Origin of the sequence: Chryseobacterium taklimakanense (genome assembly GCF_900187185.1) — a bacterium.
GTDB classification, from domain to species: Bacteria; Bacteroidota; Bacteroidia; order Flavobacteriales; family Weeksellaceae; genus Planobacterium; species Planobacterium taklimakanense.
Genome location: NZ_LT906465.1, coordinates 2,124,952 through 2,148,145 on the forward strand (window position 1 = coordinate 2,124,952; position 23,194 = coordinate 2,148,145).

The window sequence follows — 23,194 nt, forward strand, 5'->3', positions numbered from 1 at the left end:
CGTGGCCATCAATCTAATAAATTACATTTTTTTAAACATTAGGAATTCAGTTAATTAAGAGATGTTTTAAGAAAATATTAGATAGATTTTGAACAGATCATTAAGCTAAACTTCTTAATTCCTTAATCGTAAAATAATTTTTACATTTAAAAAGCCTTTACGTTATTTTAAAAACAATCATGTCTGAAAAAATTTCCCAAACTATAAATTTCGTTAAAGAAAAACTCACCGGTGCAGAAGCCGGCCACGATTGGTTCCACATCGAAAGGGTTTGGAAGAATTCAAAGAAAATTGCTGAAAATGTAGACTGTAATCTGCAGGTTGTTGAACTCGCAGCGCTGCTTCATGATATTGCCGATCCAAAATTTCACGACGGCGATGAAACCTTAGCCCTGAAAATTTCTGAAGATTTTTTAAAGTCTATAGAGGTTGAAAATGCATTGATTGAAAAGGTTCTTTTCATCATTAAAAATATTTCCTTTAAAAACAGAGGCGAGGTTTTAGAAGAAACTCCAATAGAACTGAAAATAGTGCGGGATGCGGACCGTCTTGATGCGATTGGCGCGATTGGCATTGCCCGGACTTTCAATTTCGGAGGCTTTAAAAATAATCTGATGTACGATCCGGAAATTCCACCAAAACTTGATATGACGAAAGAGGAATACAAAAAATCCAACGGGACCACCATCAACCATTTCTACGAAAAACTGCTTTTGCTAAAAGATCTGATGAACACTGAAACCGGAAAATCCATGGCTGAAGACCGCCACCAGTTTATGCTTAAGTTTCTGGATCAGTTCTACAAAGAGTGGAATTCTGAAGATTGAGGGCGTTTTCTTATATTTGTGGCCGATGGATTCGTTCGTATTTATAATTTTCCTTTTGCTGTGCCTGGCGCTCGCACTTTCGGTTTTCCGGAAGGGAGATCATGTCTTAAAAATCAAGCTTCTGCGTTTGTTCATCGTGCTTCTTGCCACTGCATTTTTCACCTATTGGTTTGTGCAGCGCAGCCTTCCGGGTTTTATGAAGGATTCCATGGTGATCCAGATTATCAACAAGCTGCCTCAACCGGTAGATTTCTATGTGGTGAAAGTGAAAGATGCCAAAGCAGAAGGTGACCCTTACGTGCTCAGGCATTCAGGGAAAATCCGGCCGGAGCATTACCGCACGGAATATCTCAAAATGAATGATTCCGGTGAATACTGGATTGCGGGTTATATCGGTAAAAAAAATATGGTTTATTTCTCGCAACATGCCGTTCCCAATAAAAATATGGATCAGATTGTCGAGATTAAGAACTACATCAACCAAAGTATGAAACTCTCGGAAACCGCCGGTAAAATCATTGAAAAATACAGAAAATCCGATATGCAGTCCAGTGTTTGGGTAACGCTTTGTTTGCTGCTTATTTTCCTGAATACCATGCTTTTGGCAACTAGAAAATAAATATTCCTCCAGCGTTGGCCGGAGGAATTATTATTAATGTTTAAACTAATCTTATTTCTTTTTTTCCTTTAAAGCTTCCTTGTCTTTATCGCTTGGATTCCATACTTTTACTTCGGAATCTTTAGTCAGGCCGGAGAGAATCTGCACGTTGATGCCGTCGCTGGCTCCGAGTTTTACATTTCGCTTTATGAATTTTCCGTCCTTCTGTTTTACCTCAACGAAAGGAACATCCTTTCCGTCCTTCTTTTCATATTGAATCAGGGATTCCTCGAGCAGTAATGCATTGTTTTGCGTGCTGAGGACAATCTCGCCGTTGGCAGAAAATCCCGCCCTGATATATTCATTATTTGGGTTGAAGACATCGCCCTCCACAGGGAATTTTATCGTTCCGTTCTCATCTTTACCTTTCGGGGCAATCATGGTAAGCTTGCCAGGAAATTTCTTATTCTGCAAGGCGCCGATCACAATATTCATAGTCATGCCTTCCTTCAGTTTTCCGGCTTGGGCCTCATCGATGTTACCTTCAAAAATTAAAGAGCTTAAATTTGCCACCGATGCAATGGTAGTTCCGGCGTTGAACTGGTTGGCCTCGATAACCTGGCTGCCGACTTTCACGGGCACTTCGAGTACGGTTCCGTTAGCCTTTGATCGTATTTGAGTCGTTGCAAGCCCCTGAAGCTCAGGTGTTACACCGGTTCTTGCGATTTGTAAGTTTTTCTGTGCGGTTGAAAGCTGCTGATTGGCATTTCTTACCTGAATTTGGGCGTTCTGAAGTTGCTGTTGGGCAGTAAGGAACTCCTGTTTTGAAATGACGCCCTGCGAGTAAAGCCTTTGCTGCATTGCAAACTGCTGCTGCTGCGTGTTCAAATTTACTTTTGCATTTGATATCTGTAGGTTGGCATTATTGATTTCCTGTTGAGCCGCGTTCACACTTTGTACACTCGGCACAATTTTCAGCGTTGCGATGAGTTGCCCCATGCTCACCTGATCACCTTCGGTCACCAAAACTTTGTCGATAATTCCCGACATATTGGGTTTGATTTCGATTTCTTCACGCGGAACGATTTTCCCTGTCGCCATTACCTTGTCCTCCATATTCTGTACGGTGGGTTTTTTAGTGAGGAAGACTTCGCTTTCTTTGGAATTGGAAGTGATAAGGTAGCCGATTCCGGCAAAAAGCCCGAGAGCCAGGAGCAGACCCAGGAAAATGTACATTGCTTTTTTAAAGGTGAACTTCTTTTTCATATACCGTTTATTTGTTTCAGTCTAAAATTTTATGTTTTCAATATTAATTACTCTTTTCTCAGTGCCAATTACTTATAAAAATCATTCGCTTCTCAAAGCTTCGATCGGTCGAATCTTGACTGCTCTCTGCGCCGGGATCATCCCGACAATTAAACCAAGTGTCACCATCACTGCCATTGCAGAAAAAACGTTGGTGTAATCGACGGTCGGGTTATAAAACGGGAATTCATCCTGATTCCTGGTGAAAATATCTAAAATCATCAGCAGCAGAATCCCGAAAATAAATCCGAGCATTCCTGAGGTGAGAGTAATGACCACACTTTCCAGTAAGATCTGGTTGCGAACTTCGGTCGGTTTTGCACCGATCGCACGGCGGATTCCAATTTCTTTAGTACGTTCTTTTACGGTGATTAAAAGGATGTTTGAGATGGCAATCACTCCGGCCAGAATGGTCAGCGTGCCAACAATGATGGTGAGCAGCTGCATGCCCTTCATAAAACCTGTAAACTTGGCGAATTCTTTACCTAAATTAAAACTTCCGTAGGCGTTGGTATCATCGGGGGAAATGTCATATTTCTTTTTCATTTCCGTTTTTACACGCTCTTCTACGCTCGTCAGGCCAGCATCGGGTTTGCTTACGATGGCGAAAAAGTCAACTTTGTCGCCGTCGTTATACATTTTGGTATAGGTCGAAAGCGGAATATAAGACGTCTGGTCATTTTCAATTCCGCCGCCTTTTTTTGACCTGAAAACACCGATTACATTAAAGAACATTCCTTTGATATTGATGGATTTCCCGAGCGGATTTTCATTTTTTTTATGGTCAAAAAAGTTTTTATAGATTTCTTCGCCGATCACCACCACATTTTTGTTTCCGGAAAGATCAGCATCATTCAGATACCGGCCGTAAATCAGTTTTTTCTCTGAAATTTTGTTGCCGATCGGGTAGTCGCCGGTGAGGGTATAGGTGGCGGTTTTCCCATTTCTTGACATTTGCTCTCCCGGACTTCCGAAGTTTCCGCGGGAATTCTGTGGCGAAATATAATCGATGTCCGGAATTTTTTTCTGAAGCATTTCAATATCCGCCAGATGCAGGTCTACTTTTCTGCCTTTCGGAAATCCGGCGTATGGAATATTGGTATTTTGCCCCCACATAAAAATTGAATTGGTGGCAAATCCCGAAAAAAGTTTGTCGAATCCATTCTGCATCCCTTTCGCAGCACCAAGGAGCGAAACGTACAGAAACATGCCCCACGCAACGCCAATCATCGTAAGCAGCGTACGCAGTTTGTTGTTTCGCAGGGAGTGGTAGATTTCCTGCCAGGTATCTTTTTTGAATAGGATGTTCATAAAGGTTCCTTAAAATTTATTCCCTTAAACGAGATCAGGGTGACACAGTTTTTTATCTGGTTTTTTTATTGCTTATTGCTCATTTCTTTACTAATATCACTCCGTTCTCAGTGCCTCAATGGGCTTAATCTTACTCGCTCTGTATGCCGGTACAAATCCGGCGACAAGTCCGGAAATGATGAGGCTCACAAAAGCGGCGGCGATGATTCCCCAACCCACGCTCGGATCCAGGATGAAATATTCTTCCAGGCTGTCACCAATCAGAGTTAAGGTCAGAACGCCCAAGCCAACACCAATCAGTCCTGAAATGACGGTAATCACGATGCTTTCCTGAATGATAAGTCCAACAATGCTTTTGGGTTTTGCTCCGATGGCTTTTCGTACACCGATTTCTTTGGTTCTTTCCTTAACGATATAAACCATGATATTGCTGATGCCGATGATTCCGGCCAATAAAGTTCCCATTCCGATAAAACCTACAATCAGCGTGAGAATGAACATAAACTGAAATGTTTCGCTCAGGTTTTTGGCGTTGTTCCTTACCCGGATGGCACTTTCATCATCGGGCGATACCTTGTGTTTGCTTTTGAGCTGTTTTTCAAGTTTGTCACTGTATTCAATGGCTTTGTCGGGTGTGAGATTCTGGTCATAAGTAATGTAAACGGTGTTCACGGTGTCCGAACCTTTTTTCATTTGCTGAAGGGTGGTGATGGGTATAGAAATCATTCGTTCTTCAAAATCGCCGCCGTCATCAGAGAATACGCCGATTACTTTAAACATCGTTCCGTTGATTTCAAGTTCTTTTCCGATCGGGCTGCCGTTTTTGATGAGGTCGCGCTGCACCATTCTGCCGATTACGGCGACATATCGTTTGTTTTCCAGATCTCTTGGGTTGAGATAACGGCCGTCAATAAGTTTGCGGTTTTCAATGTTTTTTTCCTCAGCGTTGGTGCCGCTAATCTGGTAGTTTCCACTTTCTTTGCCGTATTTCACAGGTAAATTGGCAGAGTATCTTGGTGAGGCATATTCAACCTTGCTCCGGTCGGAATCTACGATTTCCTCGTAATCTTCATTTTTTAAAACGACTTCACGGTCAGACTGCAAACCACCGTAAGCAATCGTAGTTTTGCCGGTAAAAATCGAGATCAAATTCTGCGCATCCCTTGCAAAACCTTGGGTAAAAGCGTTCTGCAAACCCGTGCCAATACCAAATAAAACTATAAAAATATAAAGGCCTAGCGCTACCGTGAAGCCTGAAAGTACAGTCCTCAGTACATTGCTTCTTATGGAAGCGAAAATTTCAAGCCAACGGTCGGTATCGAACATATTCTTTAGTTGGAAGCGGGGTAGATAGAAGCTTAAAGGCCAATATTTACCGGTTTGTTTAAAATTGATTTATTAAAAAAAATCCACCCTCATAAAATTCACGATTCACTTTTCAAAAATTCATTTACGCCGCAACAATTCACGTTCAAGAGTTCACGCACAGCAATTCACTTTCAAAACCTTCACTAAGCTAGTACCCTCTGCACAATATACTCATCACTTTCTATAATTCCGTCTTTCAGCAGGACGTTGCGTTTGGTTTCTGCAGCTACATCCGGTTCGTGGGTCACGACAATGATGGTTTTGCCTTCGCGGTTAATTTCCTGCAAAAGTTTCATGATATCGTAAGTGGTTTTACTGTCCAAAGCTCCCGTAGGCTCGTCTGCGAGGATGACTTTTGGATTGGTGATTAAGGCTCTGGCGATGGCTACACGCTGTTTTTGTCCGCCTGAAAGTTCATTCGGCAAATGATTCGCCCATTGTGCAAGCCCAACTTTTTCCAGATATTCCAAAGCTTTTTGGTTGCGTTCTTTTCGTCCCACGCCCTGATAGTAGAGTGGAAGTGCCACATTATCTAGAGCCGACTTATAACTGATGAGGTTAAATGACTGGAAAACAAAACCCAGGAAACGGCTGCGGTATTCTGCCGCTTTCGTTTCAGAAAGATGTTCAATAGGGATGCCGTCAAGTTCATAGATTCCGGAATCTTTTTCATCCAGAATGCCGATAATATTCAGCAGCGTTGATTTTCCGGAGCCGGAACTTCCCATGATGGACACAAATTCACCTTCGCCGATTTCGAGGTTAATGCCCTTCAGGACGTGGAGTTTGCTTTTTCCGGTGTCGTAGGATTTATGCAGATCTCTTATAACGAGCATAGTTGGGTTGGAGTTTCTATATAGGTCATCCGTTTTCCTGTTTTGTTACAGCGCAGGGGCTCAGAAAGGTGTTTAATTTTTATTCCTTTGTTTAAAGCATTTTGTTGCAAAATGTTTAATTAATAATTGCAGATTACCGCTTAAAATGGGGTGCGTTCTTCCCAAACGCCTTATACAACGATGCTGTGTGTGAATGTGGAAAACTTTTAAGGCTAAAAGACAGTGATTTAGTATTAACGGCTTTTAATATTTGAAAGCATTTTCTATTTTTGTTTTCGCCACTACGGGAGAAAATCAGTAAATTTTTGAGGATAATTTTTAGGTATAAATAACACCTGATCAATATTTTACCGAATTAATGACCGTTTTCCACAGGCGAGAAAAGCAAGAAAGAAACAAAATATATAGCTATGGGAATTTTTGACAAAAGAGTAAGTTACAAGCCGTTTGAATATCCTGAAGTTCTGCAGTTTACAGATGCCATCAACAAGGCATTCTGGGTACATTCCGAAGTAGATTTCACTGCCGATGTGCAGGATTTCCATTCACAGCTGGAGCCGCATGAGAAAAATGCCGTAAAACACGCTCTTTTAGCCATTGCCCAAATCGAAGTTTCTGTAAAAACATTTTGGGGAAATCTTTACAATCACCTTCCTAAGCCGGAACTCAACGGTTTGGGAGCCACTTTCGCGGAGTGCGAATTCCGCCATTCTGAAGCGTATTCACGTTTGCTGGAGGTTTTGGGATATAATGAAGAATTTTTGAATGTGGTGGAAATTCCTTCCATTAAAAAAAGGATTGAGTTTTTGTCTAATGTTTTAAAACACGCCAATTCAACCACTCCGAAAGAGTATGTTTCGTCATTGCTTTTGTTTTCAATTTTAATCGAAAACGTATCCCTGTTCTCGCAGTTTGCCATCATCCTTTCTTTCACAAGGTTTAAAGGTTACATGAAAAATGTGAGCAACATCATCGCCTGGACTTCGGTTGATGAGCAGATCCATGCCAATGCAGGCATTTACCTCATCAACAAGATTCGTGAGGAACAGCCTGAACTGCTGACAGATTCGGACATTGAAGATATCTACACCTTGGTTGACCACTCCATCCAGGTGGAAGAAGAAATTCTGGACTGGATTTTCGAGCTGGGCGAACTGGACAATTTCTCCAAGGAAGATCTCTTGAACTTTATGAAGTACCGCGTAGATGATTCCCTGAAGAAAATCGGAATGAAAACAAAATACAACATAACGCCGGAACAGTACCGCCCGATGGTTTGGTTCGAAGAAGAAGTTTTCGCCAATTCCCTTGATGATTTCTTCGCCAAAAGGCCGGTAGATTATACCAAGCACGACAAGAGTATTACGGAGAATGATTTGTTTTAAAAAGGCTGAAGCTGGGAGATTGAAGAAGAAAGGTGAAGCAGAGAAAACAAGGATTTTGTAGTGATATAAGTAAGGCTTTTACACGCGCGAGCGCAGCGAGCGCCAAAAGAGAATTAGTAGTGATTAGTAAAGCGCCGCAGGCGCGAAACGTTTGTAGAAAAAAATCTCGCGTGATGGGGAGCGCCATAGACGCGAAATGTAAATAGCCTGGCAAGAAATGCGTAGAACGCCTGAAGAAAAACCTAACCGAAATTCTTAGCCCCGATTGCAGCGGCATCCTTTTTTGGTGGTTGAGCGTAGTCGAAATCACCAAAAAAGATATAGCGGAAAGCGGGACCCAACGTGAAAAGAAGAGCAAAACCTCTGCTCCCAAAATAATATAACATTCAGGAAAGCCCGCAACTTTAAACCTGAACCTGAAACAAAAAAAATTATGGAAGAACAAAATCTGGATATCTGGTGGCTCAATGAAGAGTCCGAGCAAATGCTGAATCGCGGTTACCTGCTGAAAGGCGAAACTGTTGAAGGTGCTATCGACAGAATTACGACTGCCGCGGCAAAACGCCTTTACAAGCCTGAACTCCAGCCTGCATTCAAGGAGATGATTGTGAAGGGGTGGATTTCCTTTTCATCGCCGGTTTGGGCAAATATGGGGACGCAGCGCGGCCTGCCGATTTCGTGTTTCAATGTACACGTGCCGGATAATATCGAAGGCATTACCGGGAAACTGGGCGAAGTGATTATGCAGACCAAAATAGGAGGCGGAACTTCCGGATATTTTGGCGAACTGCGTAACCGAGGTACTGCAGTGACCGACAACGGGAAGTCGTCCGGTGCGGTTTCGTTTATGAAACTGTTTGATACGGCGATGGATGTGGTTTCGCAAGGCGGTGTTAGAAGAGGAGCCTTTGCGGCGTATCTGGATATTGACCATGGCGATATTGAAGAATTTTTGTCGATTAAGGATATCGGAAGCCCGATCCAGAACCTGTTTACAGGTGTCTGCGTGCCGGATTACTGGATGCAGGATATGATTGACGGCGATACCGACAAGCGTAAAATCTGGGCAAGAGTTTTGGAAAGCCGCCAACAGAAAGGTCTTCCGTACATTTTCTTTACCGATAATGTGAACCGGAACAAGCCGCAGGTTTACAAAGACTTAGGGCTTCCGGTGAATGCCTCAAACCTTTGTTCGGAAATCATGCTTCCGTCTACGAAAGAGGAGTCGTTCATCTGCTGCCTTTCTTCGATGAACCTGGAATTATTTGATGAATGGAAAGACACCAACGCGGTGAAACTGGCCATCTACTTCCTGGATGCGGTACTTTCTGAATTTATTGAAAAAACTGCGGACAATTTCTACCTGCAGGGTGCAAGAAACTTTGCGCTTCGCCACAGAGCGCTGGGTCTGGGCGTTTTGGGTTACCATTCTTACCTTCAGAAAAATATGATTCCGTTCGAATCGTTTCAGGCCACCCAGTTCAATGCGAGAGCGTTTAAGCATATCAGGGAAGAGGCAGAAGCGGCTTCAAGAGAACTGGCAAACATCTATGGCGAACCCGAGTTGCTGAGAGGTTACGGAATGCGCAACACAACGCTGATGGCGGTGGCTCCAACCACTTCATCGTCAGCAATCTTGGGGCAGACATCGCCTGGCATTGAGCCTTTTGCGTCCAACTATTATAAGGCTGGTCTGGCAAAAGGAAACTTTATGCGTAAAAACAAATATCTGGCAAAGCTACTTGAAGAAAAAGGGCTTGACAATGAAGAAACGTGGAGAACCATCATGCTGAATCACGGTTCCGTACAGCATATGGATGAATTGAGCGACGAGGAAAAAGCGGTGTTCAAGACTTTCAAGGAAATTTCACCGATGGAAATCGTAACCCAGGCAGCGCAGAGACAGCAGTACATCGACCAGGCCCAGTCGCTGAACCTGCAAATTCCGAGTACAATGCCAGTGAAAGACGTGAACTACGTCATCATCGAAGCCTGGAAAAAAGGCGTGAAAACGCTGTATTACCAGAGAAGTTCATCGGTTTCTAAGGAACTGATGGTGAATTTCGTTAACTGTTCCTCGTGCGAAGCGTAAATTTTGAACATCCAGATTCGATTCATCGCATCTGAAAACAGCAAAATGTAAAGATTCAAAAGCCGTAGACTGATGTCTGCGGTTTTTTTCAATCTGCAGAATCCATATGTTGTTTGGTTGTGGCTTGGATGTAAAAGATTCACTGTTTCAATTATTAACGGAAATCCTTAACTTTAAAATCTCAAATTTTCAAACAACAAATCTCAAATTCAATTATGAAATTCGGACAAGTAGAAGACCCGTCGCAAATAGATTTCACGTTACCGAAAGACCATCCAAGGACTGCCGAAATCCTGAAGGCTGCCAAAGCAAAAGATATGGAAATCGCCGTGGGCTGTGCTAAATGGAACAAAACCGACCTGAAAGGCTTTTATCCGAAAGGAACGAAGGACGAATTAACCTATTATGCAACACAGTTCAGTTCTATTGAGTTGAATGCCACCTTTTACGGAATGCCGTCGCCGGAACAGGTGCTGACGTGGAAGGACAAAACGCCGGCTGATTTTAAATTCTTTCCGAAAATTACCAACACCATATCCCACTACAGAAGATTGCTGAACATTACGGATGTGGTGACGCAGTTTGCAACTTCGGTGATGAATTTTGATGAAAAACTGGGAATGGTCTTCCTGCAGCTTCATGACAATTTCAAGCCTAAAGATTACGACCGCCTTGAAAAATTTGTAAAAGAATGGCCCCGCGAAATCCCTTTAGCTATCGAACTCCGCAACAATGAATGGTTTTCGGATGATGACGTTTTTGAAAAGACAATGCAGCTTTTTGAAGAAAACAGGATCACCAATATCATCGTTGACACCGCAGGTCGCCGCGATATGCTCCATATGCGTTTAACGACACCGGTTGCCTTTATCCGCTACGTTGGCGCTAATGCTGAAAGTGACTATTCAAGGCTCGAAGACTGGATGGAACGTCTTAGTGACTGGAAAAAACAGGGTCTTGAAAAACTGTATTTCTTTGTACATCAGAACATTGAAAAAGCATCACCGTTGCTTTCTGCGCACCTGATCGAAATGATGAATAAAGACTGGAAAACAAATATTCATGTCCCGGAAATGGCGGAGGTAAAGACAAAATGTTAGAAAAAGCGGCCGCAGAATTTCTGAAACCGTTTTTATTTCTAATGACTTCGGATTTTGTGGCGTTAAGAAATTTTCAAGAATTTACGTTAAAGAATTTCCATTGTTTGAGTGGCGGCAACAATATTTATTAAACAACAAATTCGTCTTTCCGCCCGAAACCTAACGAAGTGGTTCGACGAACGCAGAGAGTCAATTTTGGAAATTCTTTTGTTTCAAGACAAAGAACAGAAGGTATCACGCCAGAAACTCCAGTTCGTTATCTTTAAAACTGTTCTTCTGCACCAGTTTGTTCATCGTTTTCAGCATTTTCTTGCGCAGTTTCGCAATTTTACGGATATTTTTATCCTCGCTGTAATCGAAAATATTGTCTTCAAAAGAAAAGGTATCGCCATTCTGAAAAGTGATGTTGTTCTTCTTCATTTCCTTCAGCAGCATCAAATTCGTCATGGTTTCCAGCAGATGATGTTCAGAGAATGCTAAATTCTTAAGTGATTTCAGCAGTTGTTTTTTATATTTTTTCTTGCTCATCGTATTAAATTTAATTTTATCGTACAAAGGTAGGTATTAATAATTTCAGAAATGCAGATGTTGGGCAGCAAGTGAAATTTCCTTAAATTTGAAAAACTTAATCTAATCGATATCTGACACCAAACACCAAACACCTAGTACCTAACATCTAATATCTAACATCTAACATCTAACATCTAATATCTAACATAACATCTAAAAATATGAGCAGCAGCGTAATCTTCGACCTTATCGAAAAAGAAAGACAGAGACAAACCCACGGAATTGAACTCATCGCATCTGAAAATTTTGTTTCTGATGACGTAATGAAAGCCATGGGCAGCGTTTTAACCAATAAATATGCTGAAGGTTACCCGGGAAGAAGGTATTACGGCGGCTGCGAAGTGGTGGATGAAGTGGAAACTTTAGCCATAGAAAGAGCCAAAAAATTGTTCGGCGTAGAATATGCCAATGTGCAGCCACACTCCGGTTCACAGGCTAATGCAGCGATTTATCTGGCGGTTCTGAAACCTGGCGACGCCATTCTTGGTCTGGATTTATCAATGGGAGGACACTTAACCCACGGGTCGGCTGTGAATTTCTCAGGAATTCAGTATCAGGCGAATTTCTACGGTGTGGAAAGAGAAACAGGATTAATCGATTACGAAAACGTGCGGCAAAAAGCATTGGAAGTAAAACCTAAAATGATCATCGCCGGTTATTCTGCCTATTCCAGAGACATTGATTTTGCAAAATTCCGTGAAATTGCCGATGAGGTAGGTGCCACACTTTGGGCAGATATCGCACATCCTGCCGGTCTGATTGCAAAAGGACACCTGTCTTCACCTTTCCCGCACTGTCATGTGGTAACTACAACCACCCATAAAACACTGCGCGGGCCAAGAGGCGGACTGATTATGATGGGCAAAGATTTCGAAAATACTTACGGCCACAAAACGCCTAAAGGCGAAACCAAGATGATGAGCCAGGTTCTGGACGGTTGTGTTTTCCCCGGAATTCAGGGTGGGCCGCTGGAACACGTGATTGCTGCGAAAGCCGTGGCTTTTGGTGAAGCGGTGGATGATAAATTTACCGTTTACACGAAACAGGTTATTTCCAACGCCAGAGCTCTGGCGAAATCGATGATGGACAGAGGTTTCGATATCGTAAGCGGCGGAACCGACAACCATCTGATGCTGGTAGATTTAAGAAATAAAAACGTTAACGGTAAAGAAACCGAAAAAGCACTGGTAAAAGCAGACATTACCTGCAACAAAAATATGGTGCCTTATGATGATAAGTCGGCATTCACTACTTCGGGGATCCGTTTGGGAACTGCTGCCGTAACGACCAGAGGTTTGAAAGAAAATGATATGGACACCATTGCCGAACTGATTTCAAACGTAGTTGACAATATCAAAAACGATGGGGTTCTTGCCGATGTCCGCAAAAAAGTCAACGATATGATGGACGGTATCCCGTTGTTTACTTATTAATTACTTTCGGCATTGAAAATATTGATTTAGGAGTTAGTGGCGTGAAGAAAAATTAAAATTTCTTCGTTAACCGTTTAGCTAATGATTACCTAATTAAAAATTCTTATTGTTTGAGTGGCGGCAAAAAATTTTATTCAACAATAAAAACGATAAGAAATAAATGAGGCAACCTTTGGTTGTTTTATTTAAAGACAAAAGAACAATTCAATAAATTTGAACGCGCTAAAAGGCGCGTTCCTGCGTTTATGGACAAAAAACTCTTCACCTTCGATGAAATCAAACTGAAAATGGTAAACTACTGCGTGTATCAGGACCGCTGCCATTACGAAGTGGAGAAGAAGATGAGGGAATTCGTGTTGATTCCCGAGGCCAAAGAGGAAATTATCATGTATCTCATCAGGGAAAATTATCTGAATGAGGAGCGCTTTACCCGCAGCTACATCCGCGGGAAATTCTATATCAAACACTGGGGACGCAATAAAATCAGGCAGCACCTTAAGCAGAAAGGCATCACAGAAAAACTGATCAACAAATGCATGGATGAGATTGATGAGAACGATTATGAAAACGAAATTTTAAAACAGTGGGAAGCTTACCGTTCCAAACTGAAAGGTTTGCAGAACTACCAGAAAGACATCAAAACCACCCGCTATCTGATGTCGCGCGGCTTCGAGTACGATCTGATCAGCAGCCTCTCCGGCAACTGACACCCGCCAGATACCAGCAAGAGGGTTGTGCAGGCCACTCGGTCATTGTTTTTACAGGTTAACCTTCCGTTTCTAAAGTAAGTGAATAAGGGCCTCAACCCGGCAACAGTTATGTTCAGTATAGCCTTAAAAGCCTGGAAACCAATAAACTTATTAAACAGTCCTGAAAATTTGGTATAATCCCCGAAAAACCTTCATATTTGCTGAATGATAACCATTAAATCTCCAATTTTTTAAAAATGATCACACAGCCCTTTGTAAATTCAGCAATTAATAACGGTATTGCCGAAATCACCTTCGGAACCCCGAAAAGCAATGCTTTGCCGGGACATATTTTGGAAAAACTTGCGCAAACCATCCTGAATGAAGGCGCAAAAGCGGAAGTGAAAGCCATCCTGTTAAAATCTGAAGGAGAGAAAGCCTTTTGTGCGGGCGCAAGTTTCGATGAACTTTTGGAAATCGACGAACTGGAGACTTCAAAAATATTCTTCGGCGGATTTGCGAGTGTTTTGAATGCGATGCGAACCTGTGGAAAAATCGTGGTGGTTCGCGTGCAGGGAAAAACGACCGGCGGTGGCGTTGGGATTGCCTGTGGCGCTGATTATTGCTTTGCAACGAAACATTCTGCATTGGCCCTCACGGAAATCAATCTGGGAATCGGGCCGTTTGTGATCGGGCCTTATGTAGAAAGAAAAATCGGTAAGTCACAGTTTGCGGCGATGGCAACTGATGCGGATTTCCGTTCTGCGGACTGGGCTGAAACGCACAATATTTATCATTCCGTATCTGAAAATATTGCAGAAATGGACGGTAAGATTTCAAAATTTATGGAGACCCTTTCCACGAGAAGCGATGAGGCTTTGGCTTTGATTAAAAAAGTGTCGTGGGAAGGCACGGAGCATTTTTCTGAACTGATGCCGGAACGGATTCACATGAGTGCGTCTTTAATCCTGGAAGATTCTGCAAAGAAAAATATCGAAAAGATCAAGGAAAGATTGCGGGCGAAATAGTTTAAAACTCCCGCAGTTTTAGCGATATAGCAGATTATTTTTGAATATGCAGCTTTATAGCACAGAAAAATCAGCGCACTCCGTGTGATCTGCGGACAACAGTTTTCCCCAGATTTCACTAATAACGCAGATTCTTTTGAATATAAGATGATTTAAGGCAGGAAAAATTATCGCAATCCCTGTCTGCCTTATGCCAGAGCTTAATTTGCGGAATTAATGTTCTTTGGCACTTCTCCATTTTTCGTATGGATAAAATCTGTCCGCTTTAAGGAATGATTTTCGCATTCACAAAAACAAACCATCAAACATATGAAAAAACTCCTTCTGATCCTCCCATTTATACTGTTTTCCTGCCAAAAGGAAGCCAGCGTTTCAGAAACTCAATCAGATTCTACACAGGCCGGAGCGGTAATCGACAATATAGATTCTGCCAAGACAGATGAAGCGGTTCCGCAAAAAATGCCGGATTCCATCATCAACAATTCCGAAGTTGTAAAAGAAGTGCTGCGCGAAGGCGTAATGCGTGACGAGAAAGACAACAGGATTACGCGAACCGCCGATGCTTCGATGTTGCCGTTCAGTATCGGTGAGGAAATAAAAAACGATAATCAGGAATTTGTACTGAAAATTACCGATTACGACAAACCCAGCATCATCGCTGAAGTAAAGCCAGAGAATGCTGATATAAACATCCGCATCAACCAGGTGAGATTTGCTGACGGATCGACGGATGGGCCTTTTGGAAGAACTGTAAATATTCCGAACAAAGGAAAAGGAGAAATCTGGCTGATTATTGGAAAAAGTAATATGGCATCGGGAAGCCCTAAAGGTAATTTCACCGTAAGTGTGGAATAAAGCCTTTCAACAGACCGTTAATCTTATGTTAATAATCTCATTTGGTACAATTTCTGAAAGATAATTTCAAATTAAATTTTAATCGCTATGAAAAATATTTTTATAACAGCAGTAGTGGCAACGGCAACTCTGGTAAGCTGTTCTACAGTTTCTTCGGTGTTGCAGAATACGCTGCCCTACAATTCCAATTTTGTGGTTACGCAGGGCTCTCCTGCCAACACCCAACTTTCAGCGGTAGGAGCGGGAACAAGCCTGAACCAGATTGCCAATGTGAGTAATAATGTAAAAGATATCAGGGCATCAACCGCGACGATGACGGTAACTTCCGGAACGCAGGGTATGGGTGTTTTCCAGAGCGTAAGGGTTTATATTTCATCAGGGAATAATGAAGTTTTGGTAGCTTCCCGTGATAATATTGCAGATAATATCGGAAATTCACTTTCTCTGGATGTAAACAACAATCAAATTTTAGATAACGTGATGAAATCAGGAAATGCAATTCAGCAAAGAGTGGTTTATGTTCTGAAATCGTCACCAACAGCTGATATGAGCGTAAGAAGCTCGCTGACTTTCAGCAGCATTCCTGCGACACAGTAGGTCATTATTTTAAAAAAAAATTAGGAAATAAAAAGCCTTCAGGATATCCCGGAAGGCTTTTTTGATTCTTCTTTTTTTACTGATTAATAAAATTCAAGCAGTCACCTAAGTCGCTGTTTCTTATTACCCTGCATTAAGCCTTCGTCTTGCTGTCCATCAATATCGTCACCGGCCCGTCATTAACCAGAGATACTTTCATATCAGCACCGAAGATTCCGCTTTCGGTTTTCAGGCCGGATTTTGAAATTTCATTTTTAAAATATTCAAATAGTGGGATGGCTTTGTCGGGTTTTGCTGCTTTGATGAAGCTCGGACGGTTCCCTTTTTTGTAATCTGCAATTAAGGTAAACTGGCTTATGCAGAGTATTTCACCTTTAATATCTAAAATCGAACGGTTCATTTTACCCTCTTCGTCACCGAAAACCCTTAGGTTCAGGATTTTCTGTACCAGCCAATCGGCATCTGCGGTTTCATCTTCTTCATCAATGCCAATTAAAAGCATAAAGCCGGCGGCTATTTCACCCACCGTCCTGTCATCAACTTTTACACCTGATGCGGAAACCCTCTGTATAACAACACGCATATTTTTTAATCTAAATAAATGAAAATTAACCTCATCCTAATTGTATATACTTAAAACATTACTGTTGGGATCGTATTGGGAAAGATAGATCTTCGGTGAAATTTGCGCCACTTTTATTGGTTCGCCCGTTAGCAGAATCCATTCCGATTTATCGGCAGGACAGAAGAGTTTGATATTGTCTACAACGCTTAAAGTCGTTTCCGTTGCGGGACAAAGATGCGGCGCATTTCGGTCATAAACTTTAAAGCCCCCGTTGGTTCTTAAAACAATAAGTCCGCGTGTACCGGAACCCTGCTCGTTCACATACACCCATCCGCCCGGATGGTTCAGATTCTGGTAGGAAGGCAGGTTGAGATTGAGCACGACGCTGATGGGTGAATTTGGGAAGCAGTTCACAGTTTCATCGGTAGACCGGCATGAGGTGGCTGCTAATGTTATGAAAATAAATAACGTTAATATTCTAAGGGCGGAATGTATATATTTCATTTAAAAATAATTTATATCTTTGTAAAACGATATTACAAAACGAAACATTGTCCGGGCTGCAAAATGGCCGGATAATTTTTTTTTATCAATTTCAAAATTAAAAAATTATGGCAACATACGTTACAAAAGAAGGTTTGGAGAAGATGAAAGCTGAACTTGAAAGGCTGGAAAGCATTGAAAGACCGAGAATTACACAACAGATTGCTGAAGCCAGAGATAAAGGAGACCTTTCAGAAAATGCAGAATATGATGCGGCAAAAGAAGCCCAGGGCATGCTTGAAATGAAGATATCAAAACTGAAAGATTCGATCGCGACTTCAAAGGTCATTGATGAATCGCAGTTGGATACTTCAAAAGTTGCGATTCTGACTACCGTGCGACTTAAAAACAACGGTACAAAGCAGGAACAGAAATTCACTTTAGTACCGGACAATGAAAGCGACTTGAAAGCAGGAAAAATCTCTGTAAACACACCAATCGCAAAAGGACTGTTGGGCAAAAGTGTGGGAGAGACCGCAGAAATTGTACTTCCGAACGGCAACAAACTTTCATTTGAAGTTCTGGAAATTTCGCTTTAAATTTATAAGCGGAAAAGAACTCACCAATCATTACATTTGAAAAAAATATGAGCACGATTTTCACAAAAATAATCAACGGAGAAATTCCTGCCTACAAGATTGCAGAGGATGAACATCACTTGGCATTTCTGGATGTGATGCCTTTGGTTAAAGGCCATACGCTGGTAATTCCTAAGAAAGAAGTGGATCTGATCTTTGATCTGGAAAGTGAAGAATTCAAAAATCTTTGGGCATTTGCGCAAAGCGTAGCCAAGAAAATCGGCGCTGCGGTTCCCTGCGTACGGGTTGGTGTTGCCGTGGTTGGGCTTGAAGTGCCGCACGCGCATATTCACCTGGTTCCCATGAATTCTATGCAGGATCTCAATTTTACTAATGAAAGGCTAAAGCTTTCCCCTGAGGAATTTCAGGGCATACAAAACGCCATTGCAAACGCTTAATATTTATTTTGTCAAAGTTCTTTAACTTTGGCAAAATTTTTTTTAAACCAATTTTAATTACAAAAACGAAATTCTATAAATGAATCCAAACCAATGTTCTTTCTGCGGAAGAAAAAGAAAAGAAGTACAGATGCTGGTATCCGGTCAGGAAGGTTTTATCTGCGAAAACTGTATTGAGCAGGCACATTCCATCGTGAAAGAGTCTGTGAAAGGTCAAGGTTTTGCACCGGCTTCCACGATTGATGAACTTAAAAAACCGAAAGAAATAAAGGAATTTCTGGATCAGTATGTTATCGGGCAGGATCAGGCCAAAAAGCAACTTTCTATTGCCGTTTACAACCATTATAAAAGGCTTCTTCATGCGCAGAACGAAAACCGGGAGGTAGAGATTGAAAAGTCCAACATCATTATGATTGGGGAGACGGGAACCGGGAAAACGCTTTTAGCCAAAACCATCGCCAGAGAACTCAATGTACCGTTTTGTATTGTGGATGCGACCATCCTTACCGAAGCCGGTTATGTAGGCGAAGATGTTGAAAGTATTTTGTCCCGACTTCTCATGGTTGCCGATTACGATGTGGAAAAAGCCGAGAAAGGCATCGTCTTCATTGATGAAATTGATAAAATCGCCCGCAAATCGGATAATCCAAGCATCACGAGAGATGTTTCCGGTGAAGGAGTACAGCAGGGCTTATTGAAGCTTCTGGAAGGCAGCATCGTGAACGTTCCGCCACAGGGTGGTAGAAAACATCCGGACCAAAAATACATTCAGGTCAATACGCAGAATATTCTTTTCATTGCAGGTGGAGCTTTTGATGGAATTAAAGAAATCATTGAAAGAAGACTGAACAAGCAGGCGATCGGCTTCAGCGCAGAAAAAATGAGTAGGATTGAAGAGGATGACTATATTTTGAGTCAGATCAATGCGATGGATTTAAGGAAATTCGGTCTCATCCCTGAGCTTTTGGGCCGTTTCCCGATAGTAACCTACCTCGACAAACTGACTAAGGAAACGATGGTACGAATCATGAAAGAACCTAAAAATTCCATCATCAATCAGTTTGTGGAACTCTTCAAAATGGATGGGATTAACTTGAAATTTAAAGATTCCGCTGTTGAAAAAATTGTGGAAGAAACCATGGAAAAAGGACTTGGTGCAAGAGGTTTACGCGGGACCACGGAAAAAGTTTTGGAGGATTATATGTTTAATATTGGCGAGCAGGACCAAATTATATTAAAATAAAGATGAAATTTTTGTAATATAGTTAAATTTTTTTGCTTTTATTAAAAAACCAATATCTTTGCAAGGAGCAAAATTGCTCTGTAAAAACACAAATAATTACTTAGATGAAAAAAAGATTCCTATTTATTGGGTTTCTCGCGTTGAAATTCAGCCTTAATGCGCAGACCCTGACCTACGTTGACGAAGGAGCAAAATTTTATGTTTCCAGTGGTGCACTGGTCTACAGTGGAGGCGATTGGGAACTAAACGCCAATACCGCAGCAACTGTCGAAAACAGGGGCGGTATTATGATTGTTGGTAACTATAAAAAGGGAACACGTACCAATGCTGCTTCAGATGGTAATGAATTTGTCAATGTATATACTAGTGACAGCGACTACGGACAGGTAATCATCAGAAGCGGATCAAACACCACCACTGATGCAAGGATGGTTATGCAAAAGCCAGCTGCATCCAGCTCATATTTTGGCGCTACTTACCCCATCAGTTTTCCTTTTAGAGACAATGCTAATTATCTAATGAGGTCCTTTGGTTTATCAACTTCTGATTTTGTTGGTAACTGCGCTCCAAATAATCCTTGTGGTACTCAGATCTTTAATGTGACACTGCGTAAGTGGAATAATAATACAATTCAACATGATCCTGTAACCACCACCAATACTTTTGCTGCAGGTGATTACTATTTGCTAAACCTCCGGCCGGCAAACATGCAGGCGGTAATGATAAATACCATCAATTACAAAGGCACTCCTGCTCCAGCATCTTACTCATCAACTGGTAAATCTGTAATTCCTGGTGAAACCGAAGAAAGTTTTTCCCTTTTACAGTATAATGAGTGGAGAAATCGTACAAATCAGTATAATGAAGCATATTTTACTTATTTGGGGAATATAGAATCAACCAGTAGGACATATGCTAAAAACGTTTATCGTTTCGGCAACCCGTATACTTCAAATTTAGACCTTAGCGCATTCGACGGTGCAAACGCATGGCTTAAAATACTTAATGTTTCTGAACGTACGATTAAGGGTGCGACTGACGATGCAAAAATTAAAAATTTTAACATCTCCAAACGTACAGCAAATTTTGATATCAATTGGGGTAGGACTGGTAGCACTAATTCCGGAACATACTACGTTGCTCAATACGATGGGCAGCAGTGGACAGGAAATGCACAAGCTTTACTTATAAAGCCATTGGAGACATTTAATCTTAACTTTCCTCTCATTAACCCAACAAACTTAGGTAATACAAGAATTGTTAATATAAGAGTTGATTTTAATGATAATCATAAAACTTTTAACTATTCACCTTCTGCGCCTGGAACTGCTACTGAACAAGCACCGCCTATTACAGTTCAGTCTGTAAAAGCTACTGGTAGAATGGCGGCATCGACTTCATCGTCGGTATCATCATCTCCTTTCTATCAATCGGAAATAATATTGGTAAAAGATAATGTAATTCAATCTACTCCTGCATACCTTGTCGGTTCATCTCTACCCACAGAAATTTCTTCAGCCATACAAGATAACGATGCTGTGTATGTATACGGTATTAATGGAAGTGAGATCAACCGCAGTAGCAAAAAGAAATTTACAGCTTTTAATGTAAATGAATATGTTGGTAAACCCATGGGAATTGGCTTTAATAATCTTGTTGCAGGAGCAAATTATTCATTGAATTTTAATTTATATGAAGGGTCTATTTTTTCCAGCCCTAACAAATTGTCAGGGGAGAAATTTTATCTGTACGATACGCTTACAAAACAGTCAGTAGAGATTACTGGTGATAAATCGTATGACTTTATTGCTGATAAAGACAGTGATAAACGGTTTGAAATTTATTGGGGAATTCCACCGAGCGGGAGTTTCTTGAAAAGTCATGATGTAGTAAATAACGCGAGTACATTTATATATAAAGATGAAAATGTAAGAAAACTGCGCTTTGCAAATGTTGCAACCAAGGCCGATGTAGAAGTCTATGATATGGCCGGTAAATTAGTTTCTTCATTTAAGAATGTTCCTACTTCTACAGATATGCAACTTCAGCAACTAGCGTCTAATGGAGTGTACATTTTAAAGGTTACCTACTCAAATGGTTTAGTTGTGACAATTAAAACAATAAATTAGTGCACAATATGAAAAAAATTAGAATTGGGTGGTTGGTTCTTATAGTGTTTAACACATTCATTTTTGGACAAGGAGGTGGATTTGAAGGGGACGATCCCCCACCCCCTGAAGGTGATGGAAATATTGTTAGTCCAATAGATATGTATATTGTTTATTTAGGAGTTATAGCAATATTTTTCATACTATATCATTTTTATAAATACAGAGAAAGAAAAGCAGTTTAAAATTTCAATATTATAAAACTCACTATATTCAGTGAGTTTTTTTTATTTTTATAAAATGAAAAAAACAGCCCTTATTTTATTTGGTTTTGTTAGCGCATTGCTTTCTGCCCAGTTCCATATTTCTATCACCGCTAAAGAAGGTTTTGCACCAAAAGAAGTTTATTTATTCACCACCAACGGTTCGAAAGATATGCTTGTCACAAAGCTCTCTAAAACAAATGATCAGTGGTCCTTTAAATATCCCGGCCAGTACATGGGAATGATGAAAGCCTACTTCCCGGAAATAAACTATTCTCTAAATTTCATTTCAGAAAACAGGGATGTCAATATAAAACTGGATACGCAGGGGAGCAGGGTTTCAGAAGTTTTATATATAGATGAATCCAACAAAATGATGGATCTGGTGCAGGATTTTCAGCGCAAACAGCAGACTATACTTCCTGTGCTTTACCAAATGAAAGAGTTTTACAAGCCGTCTTCTGCTTTCTCACAGGCTATGGACAAAGAAATTTCTGTTCTTACAGGCAAACTTCCGGATGTGAGTAAATATCCGTTCATAACTTATTACACCAATAACTACAGTAAATTTTTAGGAAAACCGTCCACGCAGTCGGGTGTAAGTCAAAGTGAAATTATTCAGTTCATAAGCCATTCCAATGAAATGCTTGAGACCTCGACGCTTTTGCGCCCTGTCCTGCAGGACTATCTTTCCACAGCGGTTAACACCGAGGTTGCTGTAGAGAATCTTCTTAAGGCCGTAAACCTAGAAACGCCCCGCGGCCAAACTGTCCTCTCTGAACTGATTGAAATTTTTGATACTTATTCTATGACTGAGTTGAAGGATAAATATCTTGCTGAGGCAAAGAATCTAAAATGCACAATCAATGACAGGCTTGCATCTACTATTAAAACCAATGATGCGGTTGCTTTAGGAGCAACTTTTGAAAATTACGTTTTCAGTAAACCCGTAAAAACGCAGGCCAGATCACTCTACGAAGTGAAAGCAGACAAGAAGGTTATTGTTTTTTGGTCTTCAACCTGCTCGCATTGCGAGACAGAATTGCCAAAATTTATTCCGTACTACAGCCAAATGAAGGCCAAAAATATTGAAATCGTCGGCCTTTCTCTTGATGTCGACAAGGCCTCTTACGACAGTAAAGCCAATCATTATCCGTGGATTAATGATACTGAATTACGCGGCTGGAACAGCACTTTTGCTGAAAAATATAATGTCCGCGCAACACCCACCTACTATATCCTCGACAAAAATAACAAGATCATTGCAAAACCGGATCACATCGCTGACGTATTGGAAAATTTAGGATTAAAATAATTTTGTCAAAACTCAAAATATTTTTATATTTGCACCACTCTAATGGCGAGGTAGCTCAGATGGTTAGAGCGCAGGATTCATAACCCTGAGGTCACGGGTTCAATTCCCGTCTTCGCTACAAACAATTCTGTAAATCAGTGATTTACGTATAACGGGGACTAAAACAGGGACTTTGAGTCCCTGTTTT

General features: G+C 41.2%; 23 protein-coding genes and 1 tRNA gene. 17 read left to right on the forward strand and 7 right to left on the reverse strand.

Features of this window, described 5'->3' with window-relative positions:
• Nucleotides 1-179 precede the first annotated feature (179 nt).
• Nucleotides 180-827: an HD domain-containing protein gene (locus CKV81_RS10160; RefSeq protein ID WP_095073020.1), complete on the forward strand. Its 648-nt coding sequence runs from the start codon at nt 180-182 to the stop codon at nt 825-827.
• A gap of 25 nt (nt 828-852) precedes the next feature.
• Nucleotides 853-1,446, forward strand: a complete 594-nt coding sequence (locus CKV81_RS10165; protein ID WP_095073022.1) for a hypothetical protein — start codon at nt 853-855, stop codon at nt 1,444-1,446.
• 51 nt (nt 1,447-1,497) lie between these two features.
• Here CKV81_RS10165 and CKV81_RS10170 read toward each other — a convergent pair whose 3' ends face one another.
• The 4 genes from CKV81_RS10170 to CKV81_RS10185 all read right to left on the reverse strand — a co-directional run bounded on the left by CKV81_RS10170 (nt 1,498) and on the right by CKV81_RS10185 (nt 6,245).
• A complete protein-coding gene (locus CKV81_RS10170) occupies nt 1,498-2,691 on the reverse strand; it encodes an efflux RND transporter periplasmic adaptor subunit (RefSeq protein ID WP_095073024.1) in 1,194 nt (397 codons plus the stop codon).
• Between the two features lie 81 nt (nt 2,692-2,772).
• Complete coding sequence (locus CKV81_RS10175) at nt 2,773-4,041, reverse strand: ABC transporter permease (RefSeq protein WP_095073026.1); 1,269 nt, start codon at nt 4,039-4,041, stop codon at nt 2,773-2,775.
• 96 nt (nt 4,042-4,137) lie between these two features.
• On the reverse strand, nt 4,138-5,367 hold the full coding sequence (locus CKV81_RS10180) for an ABC transporter permease (RefSeq protein WP_095073028.1): 1,230 nt from the start codon (nt 5,365-5,367) through the stop codon (nt 4,138-4,140).
• 185 nt (nt 5,368-5,552) lie between these two features.
• Nucleotides 5,553-6,245, reverse strand: a complete 693-nt coding sequence (locus tag CKV81_RS10185) for an ABC transporter ATP-binding protein (protein WP_095073030.1) — start codon at nt 6,243-6,245, stop codon at nt 5,553-5,555.
• Nucleotides 6,246-6,655: 410 nt separating this feature from the next.
• Here CKV81_RS10185 and CKV81_RS10190 point away from each other — a divergent pair, with 410 nt between their 5' ends.
• The 3 genes from CKV81_RS10190 (at nt 6,656) to CKV81_RS10200 (ending at nt 10,822) form a co-directional block, all read left to right on the forward strand.
• Nucleotides 6,656-7,630, forward strand: a complete 975-nt coding sequence (locus tag CKV81_RS10190) for a ribonucleotide-diphosphate reductase subunit beta (RefSeq protein ID WP_095073032.1) — start codon at nt 6,656-6,658, stop codon at nt 7,628-7,630.
• Between the two features lie 433 nt (nt 7,631-8,063).
• On the forward strand, nt 8,064-9,722 hold the full coding sequence (locus CKV81_RS10195; RefSeq protein WP_095073035.1) for a ribonucleoside-diphosphate reductase subunit alpha: 1,659 nt from the start codon (nt 8,064-8,066) through the stop codon (nt 9,720-9,722).
• 215 nt (nt 9,723-9,937) lie between these two features.
• Nucleotides 9,938-10,822 carry a DUF72 domain-containing protein gene (locus CKV81_RS10200; RefSeq protein WP_095073037.1) on the forward strand — a complete coding sequence of 295 codons (885 nt, stop codon included), beginning with the start codon at nt 9,938-9,940 and terminating at the stop codon, nt 10,820-10,822.
• A 234-nt stretch (nt 10,823-11,056) separates the two neighbouring features.
• Here the strand turns inward: CKV81_RS10200 and CKV81_RS10205 are convergent, their stop codons facing one another.
• Nucleotides 11,057-11,350 carry a hypothetical protein gene (locus CKV81_RS10205; protein WP_095073039.1) on the reverse strand — a complete coding sequence of 98 codons (294 nt, stop codon included), beginning with the start codon at nt 11,348-11,350 and terminating at the stop codon, nt 11,057-11,059.
• Nucleotides 11,351-11,553: 203 nt separating this feature from the next.
• On the opposite strand from CKV81_RS10205, the gene glyA reads away from it, so the two are divergent.
• The 5 genes from glyA (at nt 11,554) to CKV81_RS10230 (ending at nt 15,994) form a co-directional block, all read left to right on the forward strand.
• Nucleotides 11,554-12,825 carry a serine hydroxymethyltransferase gene (gene glyA / locus CKV81_RS10210; protein WP_095073041.1) on the forward strand — a complete coding sequence of 424 codons (1,272 nt, stop codon included), beginning with the start codon at nt 11,554-11,556 and terminating at the stop codon, nt 12,823-12,825.
• 245 nt (nt 12,826-13,070) lie between these two features.
• The gene (locus CKV81_RS10215; protein WP_185116897.1) at nt 13,071-13,532 is read left to right on the forward strand and encodes a regulatory protein RecX; all 462 of its coding nucleotides are present in this window, start codon (nt 13,071-13,073) and stop codon (nt 13,530-13,532) included.
• Between the two features lie 239 nt (nt 13,533-13,771).
• Nucleotides 13,772-14,542 (forward strand): enoyl-CoA hydratase/isomerase family protein, encoded by a 771-nt coding sequence (locus CKV81_RS10220; protein WP_095073043.1) that lies wholly within the window; start codon nt 13,772-13,774, stop codon nt 14,540-14,542.
• Between the two features lie 309 nt (nt 14,543-14,851).
• Complete coding sequence (locus CKV81_RS10225; protein ID WP_095073045.1) at nt 14,852-15,397, forward strand: hypothetical protein; 546 nt, start codon at nt 14,852-14,854, stop codon at nt 15,395-15,397.
• Between the two features lie 87 nt (nt 15,398-15,484).
• Complete coding sequence (locus tag CKV81_RS10230; RefSeq protein WP_095073047.1) at nt 15,485-15,994, forward strand: hypothetical protein; 510 nt, start codon at nt 15,485-15,487, stop codon at nt 15,992-15,994.
• 133 nt (nt 15,995-16,127) lie between these two features.
• On the opposite strand, the gene dtd is transcribed toward CKV81_RS10230, so the two are convergent.
• The gene (gene dtd / locus CKV81_RS10235; protein WP_095073049.1) at nt 16,128-16,577 is read right to left on the reverse strand and encodes a D-aminoacyl-tRNA deacylase; all 450 of its coding nucleotides are present in this window, start codon (nt 16,575-16,577) and stop codon (nt 16,128-16,130) included.
• Nucleotides 16,578-16,613: 36 nt separating this feature from the next.
• Nucleotides 16,614-17,063, reverse strand: a complete 450-nt coding sequence (locus CKV81_RS10240) for a hypothetical protein (protein ID WP_095073051.1) — start codon at nt 17,061-17,063, stop codon at nt 16,614-16,616.
• A gap of 107 nt (nt 17,064-17,170) precedes the next feature.
• Here CKV81_RS10240 and greA point away from each other — a divergent pair, with 107 nt between their 5' ends.
• The 7 genes from greA (at nt 17,171) to CKV81_RS10275 (ending at nt 23,125) form a co-directional block, all read left to right on the forward strand.
• Nucleotides 17,171-17,641, forward strand: a complete 471-nt coding sequence (greA, locus tag CKV81_RS10245) for a transcription elongation factor GreA (RefSeq protein WP_095073053.1) — start codon at nt 17,171-17,173, stop codon at nt 17,639-17,641.
• Nucleotides 17,642-17,688: 47 nt separating this feature from the next.
• On the forward strand, nt 17,689-18,078 hold the full coding sequence (locus CKV81_RS10250) for an HIT family protein (protein WP_095073056.1): 390 nt from the start codon (nt 17,689-17,691) through the stop codon (nt 18,076-18,078).
• 79 nt (nt 18,079-18,157) lie between these two features.
• Entirely contained in the window at nt 18,158-19,321 is a 1,164-nt protein-coding gene (gene clpX / locus CKV81_RS10255; protein WP_095073058.1) for an ATP-dependent Clp protease ATP-binding subunit ClpX, read from the forward strand.
• A gap of 104 nt (nt 19,322-19,425) precedes the next feature.
• The gene (locus tag CKV81_RS10260; protein WP_095073060.1) at nt 19,426-21,450 is read left to right on the forward strand and encodes a T9SS type A sorting domain-containing protein; all 2,025 of its coding nucleotides are present in this window, start codon (nt 19,426-19,428) and stop codon (nt 21,448-21,450) included.
• An 8-nt stretch (nt 21,451-21,458) separates the two neighbouring features.
• On the forward strand, nt 21,459-21,674 hold the full coding sequence (locus CKV81_RS10265; protein WP_095073061.1) for a hypothetical protein: 216 nt from the start codon (nt 21,459-21,461) through the stop codon (nt 21,672-21,674).
• A 55-nt stretch (nt 21,675-21,729) separates the two neighbouring features.
• The gene (locus CKV81_RS10270) at nt 21,730-23,007 is read left to right on the forward strand and encodes a peroxiredoxin family protein (RefSeq protein WP_095073067.1); all 1,278 of its coding nucleotides are present in this window, start codon (nt 21,730-21,732) and stop codon (nt 23,005-23,007) included.
• A 44-nt stretch (nt 23,008-23,051) separates the two neighbouring features.
• Nucleotides 23,052-23,125, forward strand: a tRNA-Met gene (locus CKV81_RS10275).
• Nucleotides 23,126-23,194 lie beyond the last annotated feature (69 nt).